This window comes from Devosia sp., assembly GCF_965229025.1.
Classification (GTDB): domain Bacteria; phylum Pseudomonadota; class Alphaproteobacteria; order Rhizobiales; family Devosiaceae; genus Devosia_A.
Map to the genome: position 1 here is coordinate 381,743 of NZ_OZ245853.1, position 24,748 is coordinate 406,490.

The 24,748-nt window shown below is 64.3% G+C and carries 20 protein-coding genes; 5 read left to right on the forward strand and 15 right to left on the reverse strand.

Annotation, left to right across the window (positions count from 1 at the left end):
- Positions 1–9: 9 nt before the first annotated feature.
- A complete protein-coding gene (locus tag ACO06J_RS01910; RefSeq protein WP_421759011.1) occupies positions 10–918 on the forward strand; it encodes a flagellin in 909 nt (302 codons plus the stop codon).
- Positions 915–1,310, forward strand: coding sequence for a flagellar biosynthesis repressor FlbT (locus ACO06J_RS01915; protein ID WP_421759012.1), 396 nt, complete (start codon positions 915–917; stop codon positions 1,308–1,310). The genes ACO06J_RS01910 and ACO06J_RS01915 overlap by 4 nt, the downstream gene beginning before the upstream one ends.
- A 285-nt stretch (positions 1,311–1,595) precedes the next feature.
- Here ACO06J_RS01915 and ACO06J_RS01920 read toward each other — a convergent pair whose 3' ends face one another.
- The 9 genes from ACO06J_RS01920 to ACO06J_RS01960 form a co-directional block, all read right to left on the reverse strand.
- Positions 1,596–4,688 carry an alpha-mannosidase gene (locus ACO06J_RS01920; protein WP_421759013.1) on the reverse strand — a complete coding sequence of 1,031 codons (3,093 nt, stop codon included), beginning with the start codon at positions 4,686–4,688 and terminating at the stop codon, positions 1,596–1,598.
- Positions 4,689–4,740: 52 nt separating this feature from the next.
- Positions 4,741–7,047, reverse strand: a complete 2,307-nt coding sequence (locus ACO06J_RS01925; protein WP_421762425.1) for a glycoside hydrolase family 15 protein — start codon at positions 7,045–7,047, stop codon at positions 4,741–4,743.
- A gap of 5 nt (positions 7,048–7,052) precedes the next feature.
- Positions 7,053–7,724, reverse strand: coding sequence for an ROK family protein (locus ACO06J_RS01930; protein ID WP_421759014.1), 672 nt, complete (start codon positions 7,722–7,724; stop codon positions 7,053–7,055).
- A gap of 12 nt (positions 7,725–7,736) precedes the next feature.
- Positions 7,737–9,110, reverse strand: a complete 1,374-nt coding sequence (zwf, locus tag ACO06J_RS01935) for a glucose-6-phosphate dehydrogenase (protein ID WP_421759015.1) — start codon at positions 9,108–9,110, stop codon at positions 7,737–7,739.
- Between the two features lie 143 nt (positions 9,111–9,253).
- Positions 9,254–10,072 carry a carbohydrate ABC transporter permease gene (locus tag ACO06J_RS01940; RefSeq protein WP_421759016.1) on the reverse strand — a complete coding sequence of 273 codons (819 nt, stop codon included), beginning with the start codon at positions 10,070–10,072 and terminating at the stop codon, positions 9,254–9,256.
- Positions 10,072–11,010 (reverse strand): carbohydrate ABC transporter permease, encoded by a 939-nt coding sequence (locus ACO06J_RS01945; RefSeq protein WP_421759017.1) that lies wholly within the window; start codon positions 11,008–11,010, stop codon positions 10,072–10,074. Before ACO06J_RS01945 ends, ACO06J_RS01940 begins: the two co-directional genes overlap by 1 nt.
- Positions 11,011–11,014: 4 nt before the next feature.
- The gene (locus ACO06J_RS01950; protein ID WP_421759018.1) at positions 11,015–12,253 is read right to left on the reverse strand and encodes an ABC transporter substrate-binding protein; all 1,239 of its coding nucleotides are present in this window, start codon (positions 12,251–12,253) and stop codon (positions 11,015–11,017) included.
- The gene (locus ACO06J_RS01955; protein ID WP_421762426.1) at positions 12,250–14,025 is read right to left on the reverse strand and encodes a glycogen debranching protein; all 1,776 of its coding nucleotides are present in this window, start codon (positions 14,023–14,025) and stop codon (positions 12,250–12,252) included. Before ACO06J_RS01955 ends, ACO06J_RS01950 begins: the two co-directional genes overlap by 4 nt.
- Positions 14,026–14,036: 11 nt before the next feature.
- Positions 14,037–15,176 (reverse strand): ROK family protein, encoded by a 1,140-nt coding sequence (locus ACO06J_RS01960; protein WP_421759019.1) that lies wholly within the window; start codon positions 15,174–15,176, stop codon positions 14,037–14,039.
- A gap of 223 nt (positions 15,177–15,399) precedes the next feature.
- Between ACO06J_RS01960 and ACO06J_RS01965 the strand changes: the two genes are divergently transcribed.
- The 3 genes from ACO06J_RS01965 (at position 15,400) to ACO06J_RS01975 (ending at position 19,161) form a co-directional block, all read left to right on the forward strand.
- Positions 15,400–16,545, forward strand: a complete 1,146-nt coding sequence (locus ACO06J_RS01965) for an ROK family protein (RefSeq protein WP_421759020.1) — start codon at positions 15,400–15,402, stop codon at positions 16,543–16,545.
- Between the two features lie 184 nt (positions 16,546–16,729).
- On the forward strand, positions 16,730–17,830 hold the full coding sequence (locus tag ACO06J_RS01970) for an ABC transporter ATP-binding protein (RefSeq protein ID WP_421759021.1): 1,101 nt from the start codon (positions 16,730–16,732) through the stop codon (positions 17,828–17,830).
- Between the two features lie 11 nt (positions 17,831–17,841).
- Positions 17,842–19,161 (forward strand): glycoside hydrolase family 28 protein, encoded by a 1,320-nt coding sequence (locus tag ACO06J_RS01975; protein WP_421759022.1) that lies wholly within the window; start codon positions 17,842–17,844, stop codon positions 19,159–19,161.
- A 53-nt stretch (positions 19,162–19,214) separates the two neighbouring features.
- Here the strand turns inward: ACO06J_RS01975 and ACO06J_RS01980 are convergent, their stop codons facing one another.
- From ACO06J_RS01980 to ACO06J_RS02005, 6 genes are all read right to left on the reverse strand, one after another.
- Positions 19,215–19,904 (reverse strand): hypothetical protein, encoded by a 690-nt coding sequence (locus tag ACO06J_RS01980; protein WP_421759023.1) that lies wholly within the window; start codon positions 19,902–19,904, stop codon positions 19,215–19,217.
- Positions 19,894–21,600 carry an Hsp70 family protein gene (locus tag ACO06J_RS01985; RefSeq protein ID WP_421759024.1) on the reverse strand — a complete coding sequence of 569 codons (1,707 nt, stop codon included), beginning with the start codon at positions 21,598–21,600 and terminating at the stop codon, positions 19,894–19,896. The genes ACO06J_RS01980 and ACO06J_RS01985 overlap by 11 nt, the downstream gene beginning before the upstream one ends.
- Before the next feature lie 174 nt (positions 21,601–21,774).
- On the reverse strand, positions 21,775–22,194 hold the full coding sequence (locus tag ACO06J_RS01990) for a hypothetical protein (RefSeq protein ID WP_421759025.1): 420 nt from the start codon (positions 22,192–22,194) through the stop codon (positions 21,775–21,777).
- Positions 22,195–22,362: 168 nt separating this feature from the next.
- Positions 22,363–22,650: an EthD family reductase gene (locus ACO06J_RS01995; protein WP_421759026.1), complete on the reverse strand. Its 288-nt coding sequence runs from the start codon at positions 22,648–22,650 to the stop codon at positions 22,363–22,365.
- A 467-nt stretch (positions 22,651–23,117) separates the two neighbouring features.
- On the reverse strand, positions 23,118–23,819 hold the full coding sequence (locus tag ACO06J_RS02000) for a DUF1223 domain-containing protein (RefSeq protein WP_421759027.1): 702 nt from the start codon (positions 23,817–23,819) through the stop codon (positions 23,118–23,120).
- Between the two features lie 132 nt (positions 23,820–23,951).
- Positions 23,952–24,722 carry an alpha/beta hydrolase gene (locus ACO06J_RS02005; protein ID WP_421759028.1) on the reverse strand — a complete coding sequence of 257 codons (771 nt, stop codon included), beginning with the start codon at positions 24,720–24,722 and terminating at the stop codon, positions 23,952–23,954.
- Positions 24,723–24,748: the final 26 nt, after the last annotated feature.

Here is a 24,748-nt window from a genome sequence, read left to right on the forward strand (position 1 = left end):
GGGCGTGACATGGTGATGCGCGTCGCGACGTTTGCCACCGGCACTAGAATGTTGAATGCGTCGCTGCTGACGCAGGCGCGGATGGCCGACCTGCAACTGCAAGAGGCCAGCGGAGTCATATCGACGGACTATGGCGGGCTCGGATCATCGACCCGGACGGTACTGGATCTCGAGGCCTCGCTGAAAGCTTCGAAGGGCTATGGCGATGCGACCGAGGAGGCCTCGGGGCGCGTTGAAGTGCTCTACAGCACGCTGTCGACGATTACAGACATGATGAGTGAGTTCCGCAGCCAGCTGACCTCGATGATGAGCGCGGACAGCAACGCTACCAGTGCAGCCGAACTTTCGACGGCCGCGGGCGGCTACATGGATGAACTCGCCTCGCTGCTCAACACCAGCTACGAAGGCCGGTACCTTTTCGGCGGCGACAGGACGACGACGGCACCGGTCGACCTCGACGCGTATGTGCCGGATGCCGACACTGTGTCGACGGACTATTACCAGGGCGATGACGCCATCGCGACGGTGAAGATCTCGCGGGACCAAAGCGTCGCTTACGGGGTCACGGCGGGCAACTCGGCGTTCGAGCAGGCATTCCGGGCGCTGGGCATGATCGCCAATGCGACGGACGCGACGGATACAGATCTGCTGCAGTCGTCCTACGATCTGATGCTGAGCGCGCTGGACGCGACCATCGCCGTGCAATCGAAAGTATCGATCAATGCGGGCACGCTGGAGCGGGCCACATCGCGGCAATCGGACTACGAATCGTTCCTGTCTGCGGCAGTTTCGGACCTCAAGGACGCCGATGTCACCCAGATCACGGTGACGCTCTCCAGCTACGAAACGCAGCTGTCAGCGTCCTACTCGGCGCTTGCCAAAGTGCAGTCCCTCAACCTCCTGGACTATCTCAGATGACCTTGAAACTGACCCTGAAGCCAGGTGAATCGGTGTTTATCGGCACGACGCGGATGACGGTGGATTCGCGATCGACCTGCATCATCTACATCGACGGTGACGCGCCGATCCTGAGGGCCAACGAGATGCTGGATGCGGCCGGAGACGACCAGCCGCTGCAGCGGTTTCGCTATGTGCTGCAGGAAATGTATTTGAAGAACGACTTCGTGACGTTGATCGGGGACTATTTTGATGCGGCTGCGGCACTGGTCGCCAGCCGCCCCGAGGCGCGCGAAGGCGTGGCGCGGGCCAACCAGTTGCTGGCTACGGGGGCGCTCTATGAGGCGCTGAAGGTGGGGAAGCAAATGGCGCAGTCCGAGGTGATCGAGTTGAGCCAGCGGCGAGCCGGGTAGGGCGCTTCGGCGTCAGTCGCTCGTCGCTTTGCTTCGAGCGGGCGACACCGGTGTCGCGTGCCTTTCGGCCATAGGCCTCAAGGCCTTCTTCGCTCAAATCGGTCCACTGGACCGATTTGTCCCGGTGGGCCGCTCAGAAGCCCCTCATCCGCCCTTCGGGCACCAGCCATTCGAGCGTAGCTCTCATGGCCTTCTCTCCTCAAAAGGCGCCACTGGCGCCTTTTGCCCTTCGGGACGGCTCGAAGTCCCCGGAGGGGGGAAGGGACGATCGAGAGGTTGGGGGTATTACGCTAGCAACTTCAAAGTTTTGATCTCGAACGGTGTGAAGGTGAGGTCGAGCTGAGTAGTCCGCTCGGCTAGCCGGCTTTTGGGCTGTTCGAGTAGGTCGGCTTCGGCGATTTGCCAGGGGGTCGAGAAGGTGAGCGTTGCACTGCGGCGCTGGCCGGTGGCTTCCCATAGGCGGACGATGATGCCGGTGCCGTCTTCGGCGTGCTTGATGGCTTCGACGGTGACGCCGTTGCCGGTGATCTCAAAGAGTGACGGACTGGTCGGGGCGGTTGCGCTGCCGCCCGCGATGAGGCAGAGGGGGAGGTTAAAGTCTTCGGCAGCCTCGTGCACTGCGACCGGATCGCCATCATGCAGAAGGACGGCATAGCGGAAGCGATGCTCGCCCTGATCGGCTTCGGGCCAAGGGAAGATGGGTGACTTGATGAGGGTCAGCCGCACGACATTGCCCAGAGCGTCGTAGCCGTACTTGCTGTCGTTGAGCAGCGCGACGCCGAAGCCCGGTTCGGAGAAATCAACCCAGCGCTGCATGCTGGTTTCAAAGCGCGCCTGATCCCACGAGGTGTTGCGGTGGGTGGGGCGGGCGACGTGGCCGAACTGAATTTCGGCCGTAGTCCGGTCGCTGCGCACGGCAAGCGGGAACGCAGTTTTCAAGAGCGTCTGGTGCTCGTGCCAATCGACGAAGCCATCGATATCGAGGCATGCCGCGTCGGCTTCGAGCGCGAGGATCTGCGTGATGGTCGAGTGCTCGTAGCGCCAGCTGAGGCGGATGGCGGCGCGGTAGGGGCCGGATTCAACGACTTCGGCGATGGTCAGGTGGTCAATCGGCCAGACCTGGTCGTCGATCGAGGCATCGATATCCCAAGCGTCGAAATCGATGGGAACATCGCGGTGGGCGGTGAAGGCGTTGGCGAGTTGGCCGAGCGGGATGGCGTCGCGGCCAGTCGTCTTGTCGAGGATCGAGGTGATGCGGCCCTTGGCGTCGAGGGTGACGCGGAGGCGGGCGTTTTCGAGATGGGTTGGGGAGATCGAGAACTGGCTGGCCGCAGGGAGGGCTGGGGCTTCGGTGAGGAGGCTGACGGCGCGGCCGCCGAGCGCCGGGATGGCGTCGATGGGGGCGACGATGTCGGTGGTGCCGTCGGCGCGGACGACGACCTGTCCGGCGATGGTGGCGGTGTCGTCGCTGACCGCTGCGAAACCTGCGGGGAGGGCGACGAGGCCGGAGCGGGGGCGGACGAGGACGTTGAGGACGAGGTGCTGGCCGGCGGCGGCGAGGGGCGCGGCGAGGCGTTCGGCCAGAGCTGCAGCGGTCTCGAAGAAGCGCTGATAGTCGCGGTCGCTGTCGTCATAGACGGCGCCGATAGAGGAGCCGGGGAGGATATCGTGGAACTGGTTGAGCAGCACGATCTGCCACAGGTCCCAGAGTTCGGCGGCGGGGTAGGGGGCGCCAGTGTTGGCGGCGAGCACGGCTAGGGTTTCGAGTTCGCGCAGGGCGGTTTCAGCGAGGCGGTTGGCGCGTTTATTCTTGGCGACGGAGGTGAGCGTGCCGCGGTGATATTCGAGATAGAGCTCGCCGACCCAGGTGGGGAAGCGCTCAGGCTCCTTGAGGAAGCGCTCGCTCAGGCGGGCGAAGAACGGGCCCATCTTGTCGTGGACGACTTTGGGGCAACCGGGGATGCCGCGCTCCATGCGGCGGACGTTTTCCAGCATGCCGCGGGTCGGTCCGCCGCCACCATCGCCGTGGCCGTAAACGAGGAAGAGCTCATCGAGCGTGCCCTTCTGGCTGAAGCGCTTGTAGGTGCCGAGGACGTGGCTCGGGACCAGATCGGGGCAATAGGTGGTGTTGATGCCGTCGTATTCGTATTTCTGGGTGGTGAGGAAGTAGGCGGGCACTTTGGTGCCGTCGATGCCCTGCCAGTGGAACACTTCGTAGGGCATACGGTTGGTGTCGTTCCAGCTGAGCTTGTGGGTGACGAACATGTCGAGCCCGGCCAGCGCCATCAGCTGCGGCAGGGCAGCGGAATAGCCGAAGGTGTCGGGCAGCCAGACGATACGCGGGGTGACGCCGAACTTTTGCTGGTGGTAGCGCACGCCGTGGAGGATGTGGCGGACGAGGGACTCGCCGCTGGAGATGTTGACGTCGGGTTCAAGCCAGAGGGCGCCCTCGATCTCGAACTGGCCGGCAGCCTTGCTGGCTTTGATGCGCTCGAACAACTCGGGATAGTCGTGTTCGAGATAATCGAGCAGCAGGCCCTGATTATACATGAAGCGGTAGTCGGGATATTGCTCCATGAGGTTGAGCGCGGTGGCGATGGAGCGGGCCATTTTCTGGCGGGTTTCGCGCACGCGCCAGAGCCAGGCGACGTCGATATGGGTGTGCCCGGTGGCAACGATCGTGGGCATGGCGTCGGCATCGGCGTCCGCATAGAGGGCGTCGGCGCGGACGCGGGCTGCGGTGAGCCTGTCTGCGAAGCGCTCAGGGTTGCCGGGGCGGAGATCGATGAGTTTCAGGGCAGCATCGATATGGGCGAGGAGCCGGGTGCGGCGCGCATCGTCGGGCTTCAAGAGGCGCGCGACATCGAGGGGGACCTTGAGGTCGTAGTAGGTTTCCTCGGCGAGGCGATCGTGGACCGAGAGGACGATAGCGAAGCCGAGCTGGCGGCGGTTTTCGATAGTGCCGGCTTCAATGAGGATGTCGAAGCTCTGGCCGGGGACGGCGGAGGCGGTGAGCGGGAACTCGCGGTGGTTGCCATCGCCGCCATTGGTGATCTTGCCGTCGATCCGCACCAGAAGCTGGGGGTCGCTGCGGCCCATGACGGAGCCGAACTGCGCCTCGATGCGCGCGAACAGCGCCTTGCCGGCGAGCTCTTGCGGGATGGTGACGCGGCCGCCGAACCAGTAGTAGCCATCGGGTTCGCCCCAGACCAGATCGCGGTCGACCGGCACCCAGTCACTGCGATCCGAGGCGATGGCGGCGGCGCGATCGGCATTGGCGGCGGCGCGGAAACGCAGCGGCACCGAGGTTGCCGTCGGAGTGAAGATGGTCTCGCGCAGGGTTTCGAGCAGGCGGTCAAGCGAAGCGATGCGGATCATGTAGCGGTCTTTGTCCGAGTAAGTGGGTCCGGCGCGACGCGATGGGGTCTGGTCAGACGCGCTGGATTTCGATGCGGAAGTCGATGCCCTGCCAGGTGCCATTGGCGGCCTGGAAGGTGAAATCGAGCGCGTTGCGGTTGGCAAGGTCGTCGCGCGAGAGGACGACTTGGTAGATCCCGAGCCCGTTTGCGGTGGAGACGCGGTCGGTGGCGTCAAGCCAGCCATCGAAGCCGAAGTGGAGCGTGAAGGAGGCAGAGCTTTCTATTGAAAGTGACTTGCCGGACGTGATGGAGGTGAAAGGCGAGGTTTCCCGCCAGTGCCAGCACGTGGCGATGGGGGATTTTCCGCCATAGCGGTTCTCGATGGCGGTGAGGAGTTCGGCGGGCCGGCCGGTGTGGCTGAGGGAAAGCAGCTTGATGAACTCGGCATGAGCCCAGACCAACGGCATGGCGCTGCCGGTGGGCTTGCCGGGAAAGAGGTTATGGTCGGGCAAGGGGGCGCCATCCCAGATCTGCTCGGGCAGCAGCCCACCATGGCCGACCATGCGGATCATGGCGTCGAGGTAGTTCGACGCATCGCCGCCGGCGAGGGCTTCGAAATTGCCGCGCTCGCCCGTCAGCAGCGGCCAGGGGCGGCCGATGCCAACGCCGTCAAACGGGGTGCCGTCGGCGTGCTCGCCATAGCCGTCGCCATTGTAGCGATAGTAGGAGGGGCCGGAGGGGGTCTCGACGCGCAGCAGTTGATCGACGAGGCGGACGGTGTCGCGGATGCGCGGATCATCGGCGCGCCGCAGCCCGGCGCGGACGAGATAGAGGAATTCGAGGCCGATGAGGTCGCCGGCGGGTGTTTCACCGTGATGGACATTGCGGCGGGTGATGAGGCCGGTGAGGCCGCCTTCGGACGGACGGGGGGAGAGGCGCACGTAGTAACCGGGCAGCGCGAGGTCGCGGCCGAGGTGGCCGTCGGTGCTGAAGGTCCAGGATTCGATGCGCTCGTTCCAGCAGTCGGCGAGGGAGAGCAGATAGTCGCGTTCGGCGGGTGGGAAGTAATCGGCGGAGGCGACCAGCGCGCAGATTGCGACTGTAAGGGTGAAGGGGCTGGCGCCGGCGTTTTCTTCCCAGCGGTCCTGGTCGGTCATCGGGCCGTTGCGGACGATGTAGCCGATGGCGGTGCGGATCATGTGCGAGACCGCGGCGCCGCTGGTGAGGTGGCCGACTTCCCTGAGCTTGGCGGCGAGCAGCACGGGCAGCGCGACTTCGTCGAGCTGGCCGCCGTGCCAGTAGGTGCGGCCGTCGGGGAAGTAGTTCTGGGCCCAGCTGCCATCGTCGTTCTGGGTGCCGATCAGGTAATCTAGGGTGCGGCCGGCATCTTCGTACTGGCCGCAGAGAACCATGGCGAAGGCGGCCTCGACGGTATCGCGGGTCCACACGAGGTGGTAGCCGCCGGCGTCGTTGTGATTGCTGCCCCAGGGGACGGAGAGGCTGGCGACGAGGGCACCGGCATAGGTGCGGTCGCCATGGACCTTGATCACCATAGCCGAGCGCTCGGCCATCTGGCGGAACTCGGGGGCGGTCTGGGGGACCTGCAGCGTATCGCCCCAGGCCTGCCATTGGGCAACGAACCGGTCGCGGGTTTCGTCGTAATCGTCGGCGAGGCTGGAGCGGGCGAGGGTGTGGGCGCCTTCGGGAGATTCAGAGAAGCCGAGCGCCAGGGTGCCGCTGCTGGCGGCGAGTTCGCCGGTCAGCGCGACATTGCCTTCGCCGGCGGTGGCGTATTGCCAGGTCATGGCGCTGTTGCGGGCGAAATCCTGCCAGCCGTCGGAGGCGCCAACGAAGCCGGCGCTGGTGCGGGAAAAGCCCTGGTCGGCGCAGAGGCAGAGCGCGGCGCGGCCATCACGTGCGGCGAGGTCAGCGCCGGCGGTGGCGGTGTTGGGCTCGCCGTTGAGGTGGGGAGCGAGGAGGACGTAGAGCTTCAGGTCATCGCCGGTGAGGGCGTATTTGATGAGGATGGCGTCGCGCAGCGGATGGGGCAGGATTTCGAGTTCGAGCCGGTAGCCGTCGCCGTCATGAACGATGTGTGGCAGGGGGATGTATGGCTTGGGGAGCGAGAGGAGGTAGCGGTTGACGCGCTTCAGCTCGTGCCAGTTGCCCTTGCTGTCGGCGACGATGAAACCGAGGTCGCGGATCTGCGGGCTGCCGGTCGAGGGCCAGTAGACCTCGTTGAGGATGCCGTGGCCGAGGGTGGCCCAGACACGCGAGGTGCCGAGCGCGGTGGTGACCATATCCTTGTCGCTCGACGACCAAGTGGGGTCGAGCGCGCCATCGCGGGGGGCGGCGGGCTGGGGCGTGACCGGATCCATCGGTGTCACACCCGCAGCTCCGGATCGGTCCAGAGGCGGAAGCCGCCATCGAAGGCGTAGGCGTTGTCGCCGCGGCGGGCTTTTGGCGGCAGCTGGTTGAGGTGTTCGACATTGCCGCCGCCGATGACGACGTAATCTGGCTCTAGCGCCGCGACCAGCATGGCCGTGACTTCGAAGACGTGCTTGCGCCATTTGGCGAGGCCGCGCTTTTCGAGGCTGGCCTCGCCGAGATAGTCTTCGAAGGTCCGGCCCTTGCGGTAGGGCAGGTGAGCGATTTCCATGGGCTGGGCGACCTTGTCGACGATCATGGCGGCGCCGAGACCGGTGCCGAGGCCGAGGAAGAGCATGCGGCCGCCGTCGTAACTGCCGATGGCCTGCATGAGGGCGTCGTTAAAGAGCTTGACCGGTTTGCCAAAGCGGGCGGCGAAATCGAAGCCGACCCAGCCGGCGCCAAGGTTGTGCGGATCGGCGAGAATGCGGTTGTGGACGACCGGGCCGGGATAGCCGATGGAGATCCGCTCGTAGGCGAGGCCGTCTGCGAGCTTTTCGACAGCATCGGCCATGGCGGCGGCGGTCATGGTTGGGCCGGAGTCAATGCGGCGTTCATCGCCGCCGGCGCTCGAGCGGATCTTGACGTGGGAACCGCCGACGTCGATCGCGAGAATTTCGTCACTCATCAGGGGTTCTCCTCAGGCCGCGGGATCGACCCAGCCGCCGGGAGGCGCAAAGCCCTCCATGGCGGTGGCGGGGCCCCAGGTCCCGGGCGCATAGGTTTCGGGCGTCGATGGGTCGTCGAGGATGGGTTCAACGATGCGCCAGGCGAGCTCGGCCGCGTCCTGCCGGGTAAAGAGCTGACGGCGGCCATCCATGGCGTCGCCGATGAGGCGCTCATAGGGGAGCATGTCGTCGGTGGTGTCATCGAGGGCAGCGAGTTCGACGGCTTCGCCGATCATCTGGCTGCCGGGCGCCTTGCGGCGGGCACCGATGCCGATCATCACCTGCGGGCCGAGGCGAAAGCGCACATAGTTCGCCTCGTCGGGGCCGACGGTATCGAACATGGCGACCGGCGGGCGGCGGAAGCGCACGACCACTTCGGTGGCGCGGACCGGCAGGCACTTGCCGGCGCGAATGTAGAAGGGGACGTCCTTCCAGCGCCAGTTGTCGATGAAGAGGCGGACGGCGGCGAAGGTCTCGACATGGGAGGTGGGGGCGACGCCCGGCTCCTGCAGATAGCCTTCGAACTGGCCGCGCACCACTTCGCTGGGGCCGAGGGGGCGGATGGCCTTCAGCACCTGGACTTTCTCGTCGCTGAGATCGTCTGATGCGCTGGTGACCGGTGGCTCCATGGCGAGGAGGAGCAGGACATTGACTAGGTGGTTCTGGATCACATCGCGGATGGCACCGACTTCGTCGTAGAATTTACCGCGGCCCTTGATGCCGAAATCCTCGGCCATGGTGATCTGCACGCTCTCGACATAGGTGCGGTTCCAGAGCGGCTCGATGAAGGCATTGGCGAAGCGCAGGTAGAGCAGGTTCTGGATGGCTTCCTTGCCGAGGAAATGATCGATGCGGAAGACGGCGTCTTCCTCAAACACCTTGTGGAGGTCGCGGTTGAGCGCCTGGGCGGTCTCGAGATCGCGGCCGAAGGGCTTTTCGACCATGAGCCGGGCGCCGGTGGCGATGCCGGCCTGCGACAGACCTTCTGCGACGCTTCCAAACAGCGAGGGCGGGATGGCGAGGTAATAGAGGGGCGACTTGCTGGTGCCGAGCGCGGCCTTGAGCTTGTCGAAAGTAGCCTGCTCCTTGTAGTTACCGCTGACGTAGCGGAGGAGACCGGCGAGACGCTGGAACACTGCTTCGTCGATGATGGTGAACTGCCGGGTAACGGCGTCGCGAGCACGGGCGACAAGTTGCTCGTGCGTCCAGTCATCGAGGGCAACGCCGATGATTGGCTCGTTGAGATGACCGCGCCGGACCATCTGGTAGAGCGAGGGCAGGATCATCTTGTGCGCGAGGTCGCCGGAGACGCCGAAGACTACCAATGCGTCGGAACGCTGTTCCATGTGCTGACCTAGCGCTGTTCGAGGAGACTGCTGACGGTTTTGACCCGACTTCGAAATTAGGGCCGCAGCATGTCTGTTAAACGCAACAGCGGCCTGAAAGTAGTGTCAAGCTTGTGTGAACGCTGAACAAAAGTCGGAGCCGGCTATTCCTTGGTGGCCCCGGCCATCAGGCCGTTCATCAGCGTGCGCTGGAGGGCGATGAAGATCACCAGCATCGGCAGGACCGAAAGGACGGTCATCGACAACAGGCGCGGCCAGTTGATCGAGAACCGACCGATGGAATTGGCGATGGCCAGTTGCACCGTCCACTGCTCCTGCTGGGTGATGATCAGGAACGGCCATAGGTAGTCGTTCCAGCGCCAGACAAGGTTGAAGGCGAACAGCGTGCCAATGGCGGGTAGGCATAACGGTACGACGATGCGCAGCAGGATGCGCCACTCCGGCGTTCCCTCGATGCGCGCCGCCTCGAGCAGGTTGTCGGGAATGTTGGTGATGTACTGCCGCATCAGGAATACCCCGGTAGGGGTCGCCGCCGGAGCGATAATCAGGCCCCAGAGGGTATTGAGCAGGCCCAGGTCACGCAGCACCAGGAACACCGGGATCAGCACGATCTGCAACGGCACCATGACGGCAGACATGATTACCATGAAGACGAGCGTGTCGCCCCTGAAGCGGAACTTGGCGAGCGCATAGCCCGCCATCACGCTCATGATGACAGAGAGGGACGCCGAAGTGACCGACACGAAGGCCGAGTTGAGGAAGTAGTTGCCGAAATTGGCGCGGCTCATCGTCCGCTCAAAGTTCTCGAGCGTGAAGTGCTCGGGCAGGAGCGAGGGCGGCCACTGGAAGATTTCCGCCTGCGGCTTCAGCGCCGACAGCAGCAGCCAGAGCGGCGGCAGGATGAACACGATCAGGACGGCGGCGAAGGCGGCGATGCGTCCGGGCGAGCGAAGCAGGGTCATCAGCGTCTCCGCGCAATACGCAGTTGGATGATGGTGAGCACCATCAGGATGAGGAACAGGACGCCGGACTGCGCCGCCGCGATCCCCGCCTGATTGGGTTTCTTGAACGCAGTCTCGTAGATGTTCTGCACAAGGAACACCGTGGCGCGTCCCGGTCCCCCCGTCGTCAGCGACACCACGATCTCGTAGACTTGGAAGGCGCCGATCACGCCGAGCACCACCACCACGACCACGGAGGGCTGCAGCAGGGGCAGGGTTATGTGCGTGAAGGTCCGCCAGCGGCTGGTGCCGTCGATCGCGGCGGCCTCGTACAGGTCCCTCGGGATCGCGGTCAGGCCGGCGATCAGGATCATCATGTTGAAGCCGGCGCCACCCCAGACCCAGGCCACCACGACTGCTGCCTGCGCCAACTGGTCCTGTTCCAGCCATGGCACGGCTGGGACGCCGACGAGCGACAGCCCATAGTTGACCAGGCCGCTGTTACGCGCAAACAGCCAAGCCCAGATGACGCCGATGATCAGGCCGGAGATCATCGAGGGAAAGAATACGATGGTGCGGACAACCGAGTTGAACCGCGACTGCGGGGCCAACAGCAGCGCCAGCCCGAGTGCAGCCGCCAGTTGCAGAGGTACCGCCACCGTTACGAATAGGATGGTGCGGACAAGTGACACGACGAAGTCCTTGTCGCTCATCAGCTTGAGGTAGTTGTCCAGCCCCACGAAGACCGGCGTCGATTCCGGCACTTGCGCCACAACCACCAGGCCACGACGGAACAGGCTCATCCACAGACCTTGCAGCAGCGGATAGAGCGTGAATGCCAGGAGCAGGGCGACCGTCGGCAGCAGCAGAAGGTAGGGCCAACTGGCCTGACCAACGAGACGAAGAAATCCCGTCAGCCTGCCCGGTTCCCTGTACTGCCTCCGATCGCCCGTGCTCATGGTGTTACTGCCCTGCCGTGATGGCAGCTTCGGCGGCGGCGCGCAGGCTGGCAATAGCCTCCTCGGGTGTCACCTGGCCAGCGACGACCTGGGTGACGCTGTTCTTGACCGCGTCCCAGACGCCGGCCTGCATTTCCGGCCAGGCCTGGTCGGTCGCGGCATAGCGCGGCGAGTTTTCGAGGTCGGCCTGGAAGCCCTTCACCGCCGCGGCGGCATCCGGGCTGGAATAGGCAACGGCAGGCGCCAGCTTGTTGGCGGGGAGAAGGCCGAAGACCTTGGCATACTCGGCCTGAACATCGGGGGAGGTGATCCAGGTCACGAATGACTTGGCTTCATCGAGGTGCTTGGAAGTGTTGAAGGCGACCAGGTAGTTGCCGCCCACGTTCGACGACGACACGGTCCCTTTGGGGGTCGGGCCAGCTTGCCACTTGAACGTGGCGTTGTCATTGAAGCTGCCGATCTGCCAGCTGCCCGACATGTAGGCGACGGCCTGCTGGTTGATGAACATGTCGTAGGGCTTGTCCGAGCTCGAGCCGGACCACAGGCCCGGCGGCATATAGTCCTCGGTGATCTTGACGAACTGCTTGAGCACCGTGACCCAGCTCGCATCGTCCATGGCCACCTTGATCGGCGCGTCCTCGGAGTAGATGTGGTTGCCGTACTGGAACTGGTAGGTGAGATAGCGGTGGGCCGACACGTCCCAGACCAGCGGGAAGCGAACGCCCGCCTTTTCGGAGACGTCCTTCAGCACCGGCAGGACCTCGTCCCAAGAGACGCCGGGCTGGGGCAGTGGGACACCGGCCTTGGCGAAGGCGTCGGCGTTGTAGAAGATGCCCACGGCGGTAACATCGAGCGGCGCGGCGATCACCTTGTCGCCAAGCTTGGCGCCGTCGGCCCAGCCCTTGACGAACTGGTCGATCCACTCTTTGCCGTTCACCTCGGCCCAGTCGACGAGGAAGGGACGCACCACCGGCTCCATCGAGGACGTCAGCGACACGTCGGGCATGATGCCGGAAGCGGCATACTGCCGGAACTTCTCGGACATGCCGTCATAGGGGGTAATCTGCAGGTCGAAAGTGGTCTCGGGGTGCAGTTTGGTGTACTCGTTCAGCAGTCCGCGGAGCGCCTGCTCCTGCTCGTCGCCGTCGACATACCAACCCAGTTGCAGCTCGGAGGCGATGACGGGCGTTGCGAGCGCCGCCGCCGCCACCAAGGCTAGCGTGGTGTGCTTGATGAAGTTCATTGTGGTCCTCCTTGTGCCTCGTCCAGGACGAGAGCGTTTGACGCGGGCTCACCTACCTCGCCGAGCAGAACGTCGCGGTAGGTGACCGCCACGTGTGCCGGTAAGCCGCTCCAGCCCTGGAGCAGCGATCCCCGCCCATAGGGCGGCGAATAGTATTCGACGGCGCCGGCCCAGCCGTTGGCGAGGCACATTTCCCACCAGCGGGTGAGGGCGTAGCGCGCGCCGCCAAGGCCACGGCTCAGCCGCCCCTCGGCGTAGAGGCCATCGAGATAGGGCCAGTCGGACCCGTTGTGGTAGCGGTAGGGAAAAGCTGTCTTGGAGCGGATGTCGCGGGCGCGCTTGAAGGGCGGGAAGGCGCAAAGCACGCCCCAGTCGCCATAGGGCTGGGCGGTGTTGTGGCGGGCTTCGAGGCACTGCCGGGCGCGTTCCAGCATGCTGAGCGCGCGGGGCTCGGGCACCGCGTGGTAACGCAGCAGGGTGAGGCTATCGAGGGTCAGGTGGTCCTCGATGAAGCCATCGGGATTGATGAAATCGGCGTAGTTGCCGGCGGGTTCGATCCAGAGAGCGGGATCGATGTTGGTACGGGCGATTTTGGCTTCGGCGCGGGCGGCGGCTGCGCGAACGGGGTCGATGGTGGCGCCGAGTTCGGCGATTGCGTCAAGGGCGCCGACCCAGAGGCCGAGATCGTAGGCGACGAGGCCGCCGCGATAGACGTTGTCGGCCCAGTCGCGATCATGGTGCGGCTTGCGGGGAAGGCCATCGGGGCCGGAGGCTCCCTGATAGCGGGCGTGGATGGCTTCGACGGTGGACCAGTGGAGTTTTGCGGTGTCGAGATCGCCGGTGGCGCGCACGTAGTCGCCGAGGATCAGGATGAAAAAGAGCGGGCTGTCGAAGTGGTCGCTCCACCAGTCGCCCTCGCGGCTGTGTTCTTCGGAATAGCGCGGATCGTTGCGGCGGAAATGGTCCCAGGCGACGGCCTGGGCCGGGCCGGACAGGATGACGCCGGACGGCGCTTCGCCATCGGGCTGGACGCCCTTGGCGAGGAGGGCGAGTTCGGCTTTTACCGCATCGGGCGCAAGGGTGAGGAGCGGCTGCAGGGTCCAGTAGCCGTCGCGGAAATAGGTGCGGGCGGGGGCGCTGTAGGACTGGCCGGCGGCGAGGCCGGCGAAATCGCCGTGCTGGTCGTGACGGATGGAGGAGAGGGCGGCGTGGGTGCCCTGGATCACCATGGACCGCAGCACCGGATCGGCCTCGGGCAGGCGGTCGCAGCGGAGGCTGTAGGCGGCGGCTTCGGCGATGATGGCATCGACGCTGAGGGTGAGAGCGGACTGGGCTTCGGCGAGATTGGTGCCGACGGTGAGGACCAGATCGTCGCCGCGCTGCTCGGCGATGAAATTGCCCCAGGCGAGGGTGCCGATGCGCTGCTGGCCGGAGCGCTCGACTTTCGAGGCGGGCAGGTGGCTGGCAGGGTTTTGCCACCACGAGGCGCGGGGGGCAGGGGTGGCGCGCAGCAGGCGGACGCCGCGGATGACCATGGCGGGGGCGGACTGGGCGACATGCACGGAGTCGGTGGCGCCGGTGACGCTGTTAGGGCCGTAAACGAAGGGGCCGGAGAGTGGGGTAAGCGAAATAGTGGCGAGCTTGCCGGCGCCCCAGAGGGAAAGCGCCATGGTGCCCTCGGGGTGGAAATCCCCCTGCAGGCGCGGCGCCATGATGGGGAGGAGGACCGGGGTGGCAGAGGTCACGCTGCCGTCGGCGCTCGCAGTCATGATCGAAGGGGTCGTCATGCTGCACCTCGGAGCGTGCCGGTTTCATGCCGGCTGATGAGGCGGCGGCGGGAGAGGTTCAGCGCCTGGGCGAGCGCGCCGACGACGCCGGCGCGCTCGCCGAGACGGCTCGGGACGATGTCGCAGGCGGTTGGAAAGAGCTGGGCTGTGAGACGGGCGACCGCTTCGGCAAAGCCGGGACGCGCTCCGATGCCGCCGCCGATGACGACGATGCCGGGATCGAGGAGGGCGATGACGGAGGCAACGCCGACTGCGATGCCGCGCGTGGCTTCAGCAATGACGGCTTGAGCGTCGGCGTCGCCGGCATTGGCGCGCTCGAAGACGTCGCGGGCGTCGAACTCGGTGCCCGGGTGGCGCGCCGCATAGCCGCGCCGGATCGCCTCGCTGCCGACGGCGGCCTCGAAGGCGCCGTCGGGCTCGGCGGCGGCAGCGGCGAAGGGATCGGGGCCGAAGGGGAGCAGACCGATTTCGCCAGCAGCGCCAGACGCGCCGCGAAGCATCTGGCCCTCGACGATCAGGCCCATGCCGACGCCGGTGCCGAGGGCGAGGAACGCGAGAGACCGGGCGCCGCGCTCCTTGCCGATGCCGTGCATGTATTCGCCATAGGCGGAGAGGTTGCCGTCATTGTCGACGCTGACCGGGACGCCGAGCTTTTTGATGAGCGTGTCGGCGAGCGGGGTATTCTGATGGAAGGCGACATTGGGTGAGACGGTAACGCGGCCATCAGGGGCGACGGCGCCTGGGACGCCCACGGAGATCTGCTCGATGGCGGAAAGCGGGACACCGGCCCTGGCGGCGAGGCTCTCCGCCATTTCGGCGATCTGGGCGAGGGCGCTGTCTGGCGCGTTGTTGCTGGTGGGCAGATCGTATTCGTCGCTGATCGTGCCCGCGGCATCGCCGATGGCGCCGCGGAGCTTGGTGCCGCCGAGGTCGAGACCGATCACCAGGCCGCGGGTCCGCGACAGGGTGAAATGACCGTTGCCGCGATCCTCGATCCAGCCCGCCGCCGCGAGGGTTTCGATCGCCATGCGGGTGTGCTGGGCGCTCTCGTCGGAAGCGGTGGGAGCTGCCGGTGCCCATGGTCCGGGCCGGCGCGTCACCTCATCAATGGCATCGAGAAGCTGCTGGTCAGACACTTGCGTGGGGTCCTTGAGTGGCCGTTTGTTCGTGAACATGACGAATGAATGCCGTCAAACGAGGTTTGTCAAGGCGGGGATAGATGTGCGCGGGGTGGTGCGCTTGACAGGGGGGATAAATCTCCTCAGTTAGGCTGATACTCGAACAATTGAGGCCGACTCCATTTTGGACGATCTGGTTGCACCAACGCCGGTCTTGAGGCAGCTGTCGGTGCAGGCGGTGATGGACATTTTGCTGCGCGATGGGTCGGCGTCGCGGGCGGGGCTGTCACGCAGCACCGGACTTTCGAAGCAGACGATGTCGGAAGTAATCCGGGTGCTCACCGAGCGCGGCTGGGTACGCGAGAGCGGTATGATCTCGGGTGGCGTCGGGCGATCGGCGGTGCGGTACGAGGTGGATGCGGCGGCCGGGTGTGTGCTCGGTATCGACCTCGGCAGCAGCACGATCCGCGCGACGGTGGCTAATATCGCCGGGGCGATCGTGGTGGATCGCGAGACGCCCGCGGACCCGCGCGGCGGCATGCACCTGGTTGAGCAGATCGGGGCGCTTAAGGCGGCGATCCTTCAGGATGCCTGCGTTGAGACGCACAAGCTGCTGCAGGCGACGGTGGCCATTCCTGGTGTGATGGATCCGGCGACGGGGCGGCTGAGTCTGGCGCCAAACCTTGATGACATGGGAACCATCGACGTCGCCAGCGTGCTGAGGCAAGTGCTTGATTGCAAAGTGACTTTCGAGAACGACGTGAATGCTGGCGCGATCGGGGAATACTGGGAAACGCGGCAGCCCAATGTGGGGTATTTCGCGTTTATCTCGATCGGAACCGGTGTAGGCCTCGGCATTCTGGTGGATGGAAAGCTGCTGCGCGGCGCCTCGCAGGCGGCGGGCGAGGTGGGTTATCTGCCGCTCGGTTCAGACCCGTTCAGCCCACTGAGCGTCGAGCGCGGGGCGCTCGAAAATGCGCTGGGCGCGGGCGGGATTTCAGGGCGCTACCACCAGGCGGGCGGTCCGCAAGGCACGCCCGTGCGGGAGATTTTCGACCGGTTCAACGTGGGCCAGCGGGCGGCGATTGTCGCGATTGAGGAGTCGGCGCGGCTGGCGGCGCTGCTGGTGGCGACGGTGACGGCGGTGATCGATCCGGCCAAGGTGGTGATGGGTGGCAATATCGGTGGACGGCCGGAACTGGTCGATCTGATCCGCAAGATCCTCCCCACCTGCACCCGTCGGCCGGTGCCGCTGGAGTGCGGATTGCTAGGTCCGAGGGCGACGGTGGTGGGGGCGGCGGCGATTGCGTTGGGGGAGTTGCACAACTCGCTGTTCGGCCCACGCGAGCTGCCCAACAAGCGTGACGTGCCTGCCGGACGGCGCTGACCACAGGCTTTCCACGGCGATGAATGACTGCTGATCGGGTTATGAACAGCTGTTGGAAAGTCGTGGAAGTCTGCTGAAAGTCTGTCGTGATGCGGCAGTTCGTTCGTCATATTGACGAATGAACCAATCGCCAGCACTATGAACCGCGAGGGCAGGGTGCTGCCGGGACAGGATGGAACACGAGATGGCATCGCTCGAACTCGAAGGCGTCACTAAGAACTTTGCCGACACCAAGGTCATCAAAGGTGTCGACCTCAAGGTGGCCGATGGCGAGTTCGTGGTGTTTGTCGGCCCATCGGGCTGCGGGAAATCCACCCTGTTGCGGATGATTGCCGGGCTTGAGCAGACCAGCGGCGGCAGGATCAAGATCGGCGAGCGTGACGTGCAGGCGCTGTCGCCAGCCGAGCGCGGCATCGCCATGGTGTTCCAGTCCTACGCGCTCTACCCGCACATGACGGTAGCCAAGAACCTGTCGTTCGGGCTCGAGAACCTGAAGCTCCCCAAGGCCGAGATCGACGCCAAGGTGCGCGAGGCGGCGCGGATCCTCGCGATGGAGCCTTATCTCGAGCGGCGACCGCGCGAGCTCTCCGGCGGGCAGCGGCAGCGCGTCGCCATCGGGCGGGCGATCGTGCGGAGCCCCGATGTGTTCCTGTTCGATGAGCCGCTCAGCAACCTCGATGCAGCGCTACGCGTACAGACCCGGGCGGAGATCAGCCGGCTTCACCAGCGGCTCAAGGCCACGATGATTTATGTGACGCATGACCAGGTCGAGGCGATGACGATGGCCGACCGCATCGCGGTGCTGAATGCGGGGCGGGTGGAGCAGTTTGGCGACCCCGTGACGCTGTTCCGGCGGCCGGCCAACAAGTTTGTCGCAACCTTTATCGGCTCGCCGCGGATGAACATTTATCCCGGCAAACTGGTGGCGCAGAGCGCGGGCGGGATCAGCGCGGAGGTCCCGGGGTTTGGGGTTATTGATCTGCCGGTCGCGGCTGGCGGCCTCGCAAATGGCGCCGAAGTCGAGATCGGTATCCGGCCGCAGCATCTGCGGCTTGGCGGGGAGGGCGCGAAGGCACAGTTCCGCGTCGATTATGCCGAGAGCATCGGCACGGAAACCTATGTCTATGGCAAGGTGGACAGGGCGGAGCCCGAGAGCGTGCTGCATATCCCCGAGCACATGAATTTCGAGGCCGGGCAGATGGTGGCGGTGACGGCGCCGCTCGAGTTCATCCATGTATTTGCCGGCGCCGACGGGGTGGCCCTCGCCCCGCTCAACCCGCACTGAAAGTCTCCGAAATGGTCGAGCTGAAGATTGCCGCTGCGGCGGGTGACGCGACGGCGGCGATCCAGCGCGCCATTGATGCGGCGCATGATGCGGGTGGCGGCCGCGTGGTGCTGATGGCAGGCACGCATGCAGGCGGCGGGCTGCGGTTGTTGTCGGGTGTAGAGCTCAATCTGAGCGCCGGGGCGGTGCTGGAGTTTGCGGCGGGGTATGACGCATATTCGGCCAATGTGGTGAGTGTGATCGCAGAGCAATCGGACCGGGCGATGCTGGTGGCGCAGGGCGCGCGAGATGTGGCGGTGACCGGTGCGGGCGAAATCCGGGCGCCGGGGCGGGCCTATATCGTGGGCGATGACGCGGAGGTGGATACGTTCATCCCCGCAAAGCTGCGGCCGCGGGTGCTGGTGTTCGAGGATTGCGCGGGCGTGCGGCTCGAGGGGATCACCATCGCCGATTCCCCGATGTGGACGATGCATCTCGTGGCCTGTTCGGCGGTGGTGGTGAGCGGGGTGAAGGTCAACAATGACCGGCGGCTGCCCAATACCGACGGGCTGGTGATCGACAGCTGCCACAATGTGCTGGTCGAGCGGGTTCATATTGAGACTGCGGACGATGGCGTGTGTCTGAAGACGACGCGACGCGCGGCGGGCATCGGCTCCTGTGACGATATCACGGTGCGAAACTGCACGGTTTCGAGCCAGAGCTGCGCGTTGAAGATCGGCACGGAGAGCTTTGGCGAGGTGCGCCGGGTGGTGTTCGAGGATTGCGCGGTGATCGATTCCAACCGCGCGCTGGGGATTTTTTCACGCGATGGCGGGGCGATTTCGGATGTGCGGTTTTCGCGCATTTCGGTCGAGTGCCACGAGACGGCGGATGGGTTCTGGGGCTCGGGCGAGGCGCTGACGGTGACGGTGGTGGACCGGCGCGCGGAACTGCCGGCGGGCGCGGTGACCGGGCTGGTGGTCGAGGACGTCACCGGGGTGATGGAAGGTGCGATCAACCTGATCTCGACGGCCGAAGCGGGTATCACCAAGGTGAGGATGAGCCGGATCGCGCTGGCGCAGCGGCCGGGGAAGCTCGGCACGGCGCGTCGCTATGACCTGAGGCCCACACCCGCCGATCTCGCGCCCGCAGCCGGGCAGGCGGGCCGCGCCAACGCCTGGACCAAGGGCGCCGATGGCGTGGTGATCGGGCTGGTGGATTATCCGGGTGGGATGCCGGGGTTTTTCGCCGATGGAGTGAGCGGGCTGGTGCTGGAGGGCGTCAAGATCACGCGGCCGGAGGGCGTGGCAGCAGGGTGGGGCGAGACGATGATGGTGGTGGAGCGGATTTAGTCGCAGCCAATGGCAAGACGTCGCCATGATCCTATCGGGTCGCGCCCTGGTGGCTAGTTTACGAACACCCGGCCGAGGTGCGATGCGATCATGAGTAGGACGGCGAGGATCCACAGAATTCTACCGTTAGGAATGAAGCTAGACAGATCAAAGCGTGGGGGCGCCACGCGGGGTCTCTGCCTTTCAACGATCGTCTGCCTGAGGTCCGCATACAGGGGAAATTGGCGCGCATATCGAAGCCCGTCTGCAACCCATGCGTAGCGGCTTTCGATCATTCGGTACCAGTCAGGACCAGCTGACAGCGTGAACTCGGTGCTGAGCTCGTTCTCGCTCAGCGCTTTCACCAAAGCGTGTTCAAACCTTGCACTCACCTCGGGAGCGTCAAGAAGCGGGTTATTGAGAAGCGCCCGCCAAGCGACCGCCCCATAGTCGCGGTTTTCCACCAGCGAGCGCATCGTAACAAAGGGACTTGCTGCATCCTCCCGCAACGGAAGAGGGGCGGTATCGGTGGCACTGACGGCGGGGGGCTCGATCGGTTCCTCGGGTGTAGCAGAGACGGTGGGCTGCGCATACCGAGCAATGAAAAGCGCCTGTTCATAGGCGCCTCGGAGCACCTCAAAAGTCGCGGGGTCCTTGGAAACATCAATCTGCTTGAGCTGTGTGGCGTAGGCGCGCCTTACGTCTCGTTCGGTCGCGCCGGGCATCAACCCGAGAACCTTCCAGTACGGAGCATCACCTGACATAGTTCTGCTCGATCTGGGCGGCGGCAGCTTCTACCTCCTCCCGAGTCTGCTCAATGCGGCGCTGATCCTGTGAGGCTAAAGCAGCTTCGAAGTGGGCGAGCAGTGCTGCCGAATTGGTGCGCTCCTCCCCGAGCAACATTGCATACAAAGTTTTCAACCGCTCGAGCGTAGCAAGGTTCACGCTCTCTTCTCTCGGATGAACCATGAGAGATTCCAGCGCCTTGATGCGCCGCCGTCGTTTGTCGGCTGGCATTGCCACAGCGCTGCCCTCGATGATCACTTCGGTCTTAGCGCCAGTGGATACCACCATTACCCCAACATGCAGCAGCCCACTCGGATCATAGGAAAAACGCACATCGATTGACTCCTGGCCGGCGGGCGAAGGAGGCACGGAAACCCCCACGGATCCGATCCTGGCATTCTCCGAAGCAATCGGGGACTCGCCCTGGAATACGCCAAACTCGATGCGCTCCTGTCTATCGGCGATCGTGTTGAACCGCTGTACGCGGGACACGGGGAGGACAGTGCTTCGCTCGATTATGGGGGTGAAGCCATTGTCTATGATGCCGCCAGCCGTTGCGACCCGGCTGTTGATACCAAGGGAAAACGGCGCCACGTCCGTCATGACGAGATCGCTGAGAGCTGCGTTCCGCTGGATGAGCCCAGCCTGGATCGCGGCCCCGAGCGCCACAACCTGGTCAGGATCGATGCCAGCTTCCGGAAGTTGACGGGTCGTGCGTGCCGCAAGTGAGCGGATCATCGGCATCCGGGTTGCGCCACCGACCAGCAGAACGCGGTCTATCTTGTCGATGGACATTCCGGAATCGTAAAGACACCGATCGATAGGTCGACGCAGCTTTATAAGCAGGTCGGCGCACAAAGCCTCAAGCTCGCCTCGTGCGATTCTATAGACTTGGCCGCCCGCAATCGGGATGGTGGCTTGCGCCGTGTCTGCTGTGGACAGCCGACGCTTGATCGCTTCGGCAGCGATCGAGAAGGTCGCCCGATCGCCGGGGGAGATGTCTTGCCAACCCAGCCCCAGTCCAGTTGCCATGTCGAGAGCGATCATGGCAGTGAAGTCTTCTCCGCCCAGGCGGGTATCACCTGAACTGGCGCGCACTTCCATCACGCCCTCGAACATCTCGATGATCGATACGTCGAAGGTGCCACCACCAAGATCGAGCACCATGAAGGTACTTTCGCCTTGTCGATCCTGCAGGCCGTATGCGAGCGCTGCCGCCGTCGGTTCGTTGATGAGCCGCGGTCGCGGCAGTCCAGCGAGTTCAGCCGCCAACATGGTGGCTTCGCGCTGAACGGACGAAAAGTAGGCGGGTACTGAAACAACCAGGCTCTCCATCTCCGCGCCCGGGTAAGCGGCATGAAAGTCGGACTTGAGGCTTCGAAGCACGAGTGCTGCCAAGTCGCTGGCGGAGTATTGCTTCCGGCCGAGATCGAATTCCTTGCCAGTTCCCATATGACGTTTGAAAAGGCTGTGCGTCTTGTCCGGATGGCTCAGGCGCCGCGCGTGGGCCGCTGCCCCAACAAGCAACGTCCCGGAATCCGATAGACCGACGACTGAAGGCGTCAGTACTGAACCGTCGACACCTTTAACCAGTTCGGGTGCTCCCCCCTCGCCTAGCACGGCTATCAAAGAATGCGTTGTACCTAGATCAATACCTGTCGGAAAACCGGGCATACTTGAAATTCTCTGCGAGCGACCAAGTTAGCGAAAAATCTACAGGCTAGAAATGATTGATGTGGCTAAATACTGTCAAGTTCGAACTTCGTAGTGGGGTCCCCTTGTGGGTTGTCACCCAACTTCGCGTTGCCACTAACCTTGGAGAACTACCATCGCGCCGAGCGACGACCCTCATTCGGTGCCATTAATTGCGGCCCTGAGGGTGGGCGCATGTCGCAAGGTTAGGCAGGCGAGCCAGAAGGCCGGGATGGTGCTCGCAAGGCTGAGGGCACCTGTCAGACTCGCAATCAACTGGGACGAGGCATACAGGCTGGACGGCTGGTGCGACTCCCAGAGATAGATCGCAATTGCGGAAAGAGTAATCGCCGCCGTTCCGTCGAGCCATGCGTGATATCTGCCGCGTAGAGCCGCCAAAGCTACCAAAAGCACTGCTGGGCCGACCAGCACAGCACATCGTCCCGCGATCTGAGGCAGATAGCTCCAGCTCCACAGGTGGGGGCCGAATACTATCACGTACAGGCCAACCATGAGCACCGTCGCCAACGCTCCGGCGAGGAGGTAGAGCACTGCTGCTGAACGCCAGACACCCATCAATACTCTCCTGATGCAGGCAGTAGCTATGGCGACATCCTAACATCATTCGATACTGAGTGAGCGGGGATGGCGGTTGGGGTAGAGGCTGCGGCTCATCGCAATGATCTTGCGGCCGTTGGCCACCACCTCGGTCATTCGTATCTGCAGCGCCGCGCCCTTTGGGGCCTACATTGCCTGATCATCGAACAGAAGCATCTGGAATTTGGAGGTGTCGGGGGCGTAGATGCGCCTGTCTTGGGCGCATTGTTTCCCGACTTCGGAGGCGAAGGCCTCGCTGATTGCGGCGAGGCTCTCAAAATGCAGGGTGCCTATCAGCCAGGCCTTGGAGGGGCCGGCGGGCGATACGATGGGTCCGAAGCTTACGTCATAGCTGATGAGGCCAGGCAGCCGTTTCGCCATGGGGATGTGGATTTCGAAATGATCATGTCGCGGTGGGGCACGCCGTTTCGACACCTGACCGGCGGAAATGTTCGTGATGTCTGTCTGGACGCGACCGCGCGCTGATCGACTGGCGTATCAGCCAGCCTCGAGCTTGGGGCGAGGAGGCATGCGACAGAGTAAGTGACGCACCCGGGGGCGCGACACGGGCTCTGGAAATCCCGTTGCGGGCCTAGGCGAAGATGTCGAGCGAATTTCCGGTCGCAGAGGGTGTGGCGCTGGATTGACCAACGGGTACGTTTGGCGTGGTGTCGCGAGACCCACTGGCCAATGCGAGGCTTGCCGACTTCAGAACGGCTGGCCGAGCGCCTCTCGTCAGAGCTCTCTGCTCGTCGAGTGCTGCGGCCTTGATCGGATCGTCATGGGGGTTCTTTGGGTCGTGGCCCTTTTTGGCCGCTGCAACATCACAACTGGTTGCGCACACATAGCCATTTACGATTTGCACTGACGTTCTCCCAAACCGACCAAGGCAGCCGAACGCGTCATTCGGTTACGGCGGCGAGGATCTTTCCGCCGTTCTTTTGCTGGATGAGCACTGCAGTTCGCAGCCCGGCTTCAGCCTTGCCGATGTTGAAAGAGCCGGCAGCGCCGGTCCACTGACCCAGGTGGTCAAGAGTGTGCACGACATGGGTATGCGGCAGCGTACGTCCGCTGTTTTCGCCACGCCCCACCGGGACCTGAACGATTCCGGGATCGTAGGAGACGAGCCAGACGTCGGCACCGCCTGCCGGTGCGGTTCCTTGTCCTATGTCCACACGTCCATCCAGCAATTGCACGTCGACGGTGGTGGGTGGGGCGGCGCTCTCCACGAGGCTTTCGATTTCAGCAAGATTGTTGCCCACCACTGTGGCTGCCCCGTTGACCACCATCTGGGGGGTGTAGGGGCCAGACTGGCCGAGTGCCGGTTCGTAGATGCGCTGCCTGTCGGTGAACTCGGCTTTGCCGAAGGAGTCTTTCCAGCCAAGATAGTCCCAGTAGGTCACCGCAAAGCTCAGGACCAGCACGTCGTCATGCTTGCTCAGTTCAATGAGGTTGGCGTTGGCTGGCGGACAGGACGAGCATCCCTGGCTGGTGAACAGTTCGACCACGACCGGTTGCCGGCTGGCCGCCGCAACGGGAGCTGCCGAAGCCGCAAGACCGAGAGCCAGCACAAGGCCAGCGGAAAGCTTCTGTGATGTCTTCACAACCGAACTCCATGCGCTTGTTGCGCTACCTATGGAAGTGAGTTCGTGGGCGACGACCTGAAGGTTACTTCGCTCAGGAAAGATTGTAGACGCCGCCGGACGGGCCGGCGGCGGCGTGGTTTGATCTGGGGACTATTTGGCCCCGGCTGCGGCTTCGATGACAGCTGCGACCTCTGCGGCATGCGAGGCCAGCGCGGCGTGGCTGCCGTCAACTGTCGTCACCTTGGCCTTGATCCGCTCGGCAAAGAAGGCCTGGGCATGCGGGTCGAGAACCTGATCGAGGGAGCTCAGGACGTACCAGCTGGGCTTGTCGTGCCAGGCGGCGACGGTTGCGGGTTCATCGAAGGCGGTGTGGTTGATCGGCATCTGATGAGCCGCCAGATACGCGCCGATTTCCTTTGGCAGGTCGCCGGCCACAACGCTCGGGAACACGATGGGGTCGATGGTGAGGTAGCCCTTGGCGTCGGGCCGGATTGCCCTGACGCCCGGTGTGGCAGGCCCACTGGCGGCCAGCGTCGAGACGCTTTCGCCCTTGTCCGGTGCGAAGGCTGAGACATAGACCAGCGACGCCACCTTGGGGTTGTTGCCGGCTTCGCCGATCACAACGCCGCCCCAGGAGTGGCCGACCAGGACCGTCGGGCCGTCCTGCGCGTCGAGCACGGCATTGGTGGCGGCCACGTCGTCGGCGAGCGAGGTCAGCGGGTTCTTGACCGCGGTGACTGTGTATCCCTTGGCGGTGAGAATTTTTGCGACGCCATCCCAGCTGGTTTCATCGACGAAGGCGCCATGCACCAGCACGATGTTCTTTATGGTCCCTGCCGGCAGCGCCGACTGGGCAAAGGCGGGTGCAATGCCGAGGATGGCGGTGGAGAACATGAGGGCGGATAGAAGAAGGGTTTTCATTTTGAGACTCCATTTGCGGCGCGTCA

Bases quoted from the DNA above. Each gene is read 5' to 3' on its own strand.
- ACO06J_RS01910 (WP_421759011.1), top strand. From the start codon at position 10: ATGGTGATGCGCGTCGCGACGTTTGCCACCGGCACTAGAATGTTGAAT.
- ACO06J_RS01915 (WP_421759012.1), top strand. From the start codon at position 915: ATGACCTTGAAACTGACCCTGAAGCCAGGTGAATCGGTGTTTATCGGC.
- ACO06J_RS01920 (WP_421759013.1), bottom strand. From the start codon at position 4,688: ATGATCCGCATCGCTTCGCTTGACCGCCTGCTCGAAACCCTGCGCGAG.
- ACO06J_RS01925 (WP_421762425.1), bottom strand. From the start codon at position 7,047: ATGGATCCGGTCACGCCCCAGCCCGCCGCCCCCCGCGATGGCGCGCTC.
- ACO06J_RS01930 (WP_421759014.1), bottom strand. From the start codon at position 7,724: ATGAGTGACGAAATTCTCGCGATCGACGTCGGCGGTTCCCACGTCAAG.
- zwf (WP_421759015.1), bottom strand. From the start codon at position 9,110: ATGGAACAGCGTTCCGACGCATTGGTAGTCTTCGGCGTCTCCGGCGAC.
- ACO06J_RS01940 (WP_421759016.1), bottom strand. From the start codon at position 10,072: ATGACCCTGCTTCGCTCGCCCGGACGCATCGCCGCCTTCGCCGCCGTC.
- ACO06J_RS01945 (WP_421759017.1), bottom strand. From the start codon at position 11,010: ATGAGCACGGGCGATCGGAGGCAGTACAGGGAACCGGGCAGGCTGACG.
- ACO06J_RS01950 (WP_421759018.1), bottom strand. From the start codon at position 12,253: ATGAACTTCATCAAGCACACCACGCTAGCCTTGGTGGCGGCGGCGGCG.
- ACO06J_RS01965 (WP_421759020.1), top strand. From the start codon at position 15,400: ATGGACATTTTGCTGCGCGATGGGTCGGCGTCGCGGGCGGGGCTGTCA.
- ACO06J_RS01970 (WP_421759021.1), top strand. From the start codon at position 16,730: ATGGCATCGCTCGAACTCGAAGGCGTCACTAAGAACTTTGCCGACACC.
- ACO06J_RS01975 (WP_421759022.1), top strand. From the start codon at position 17,842: ATGGTCGAGCTGAAGATTGCCGCTGCGGCGGGTGACGCGACGGCGGCG.
- ACO06J_RS01980 (WP_421759023.1), bottom strand. From the start codon at position 19,904: ATGTCAGGTGATGCTCCGTACTGGAAGGTTCTCGGGTTGATGCCCGGC.
- ACO06J_RS01985 (WP_421759024.1), bottom strand. From the start codon at position 21,600: ATGCCCGGTTTTCCGACAGGTATTGATCTAGGTACAACGCATTCTTTG.
- ACO06J_RS01990 (WP_421759025.1), bottom strand. From the start codon at position 22,194: ATGGGTGTCTGGCGTTCAGCAGCAGTGCTCTACCTCCTCGCCGGAGCG.
- ACO06J_RS02005 (WP_421759028.1), bottom strand. From the start codon at position 24,722: ATGAAAACCCTTCTTCTATCCGCCCTCATGTTCTCCACCGCCATCCTC.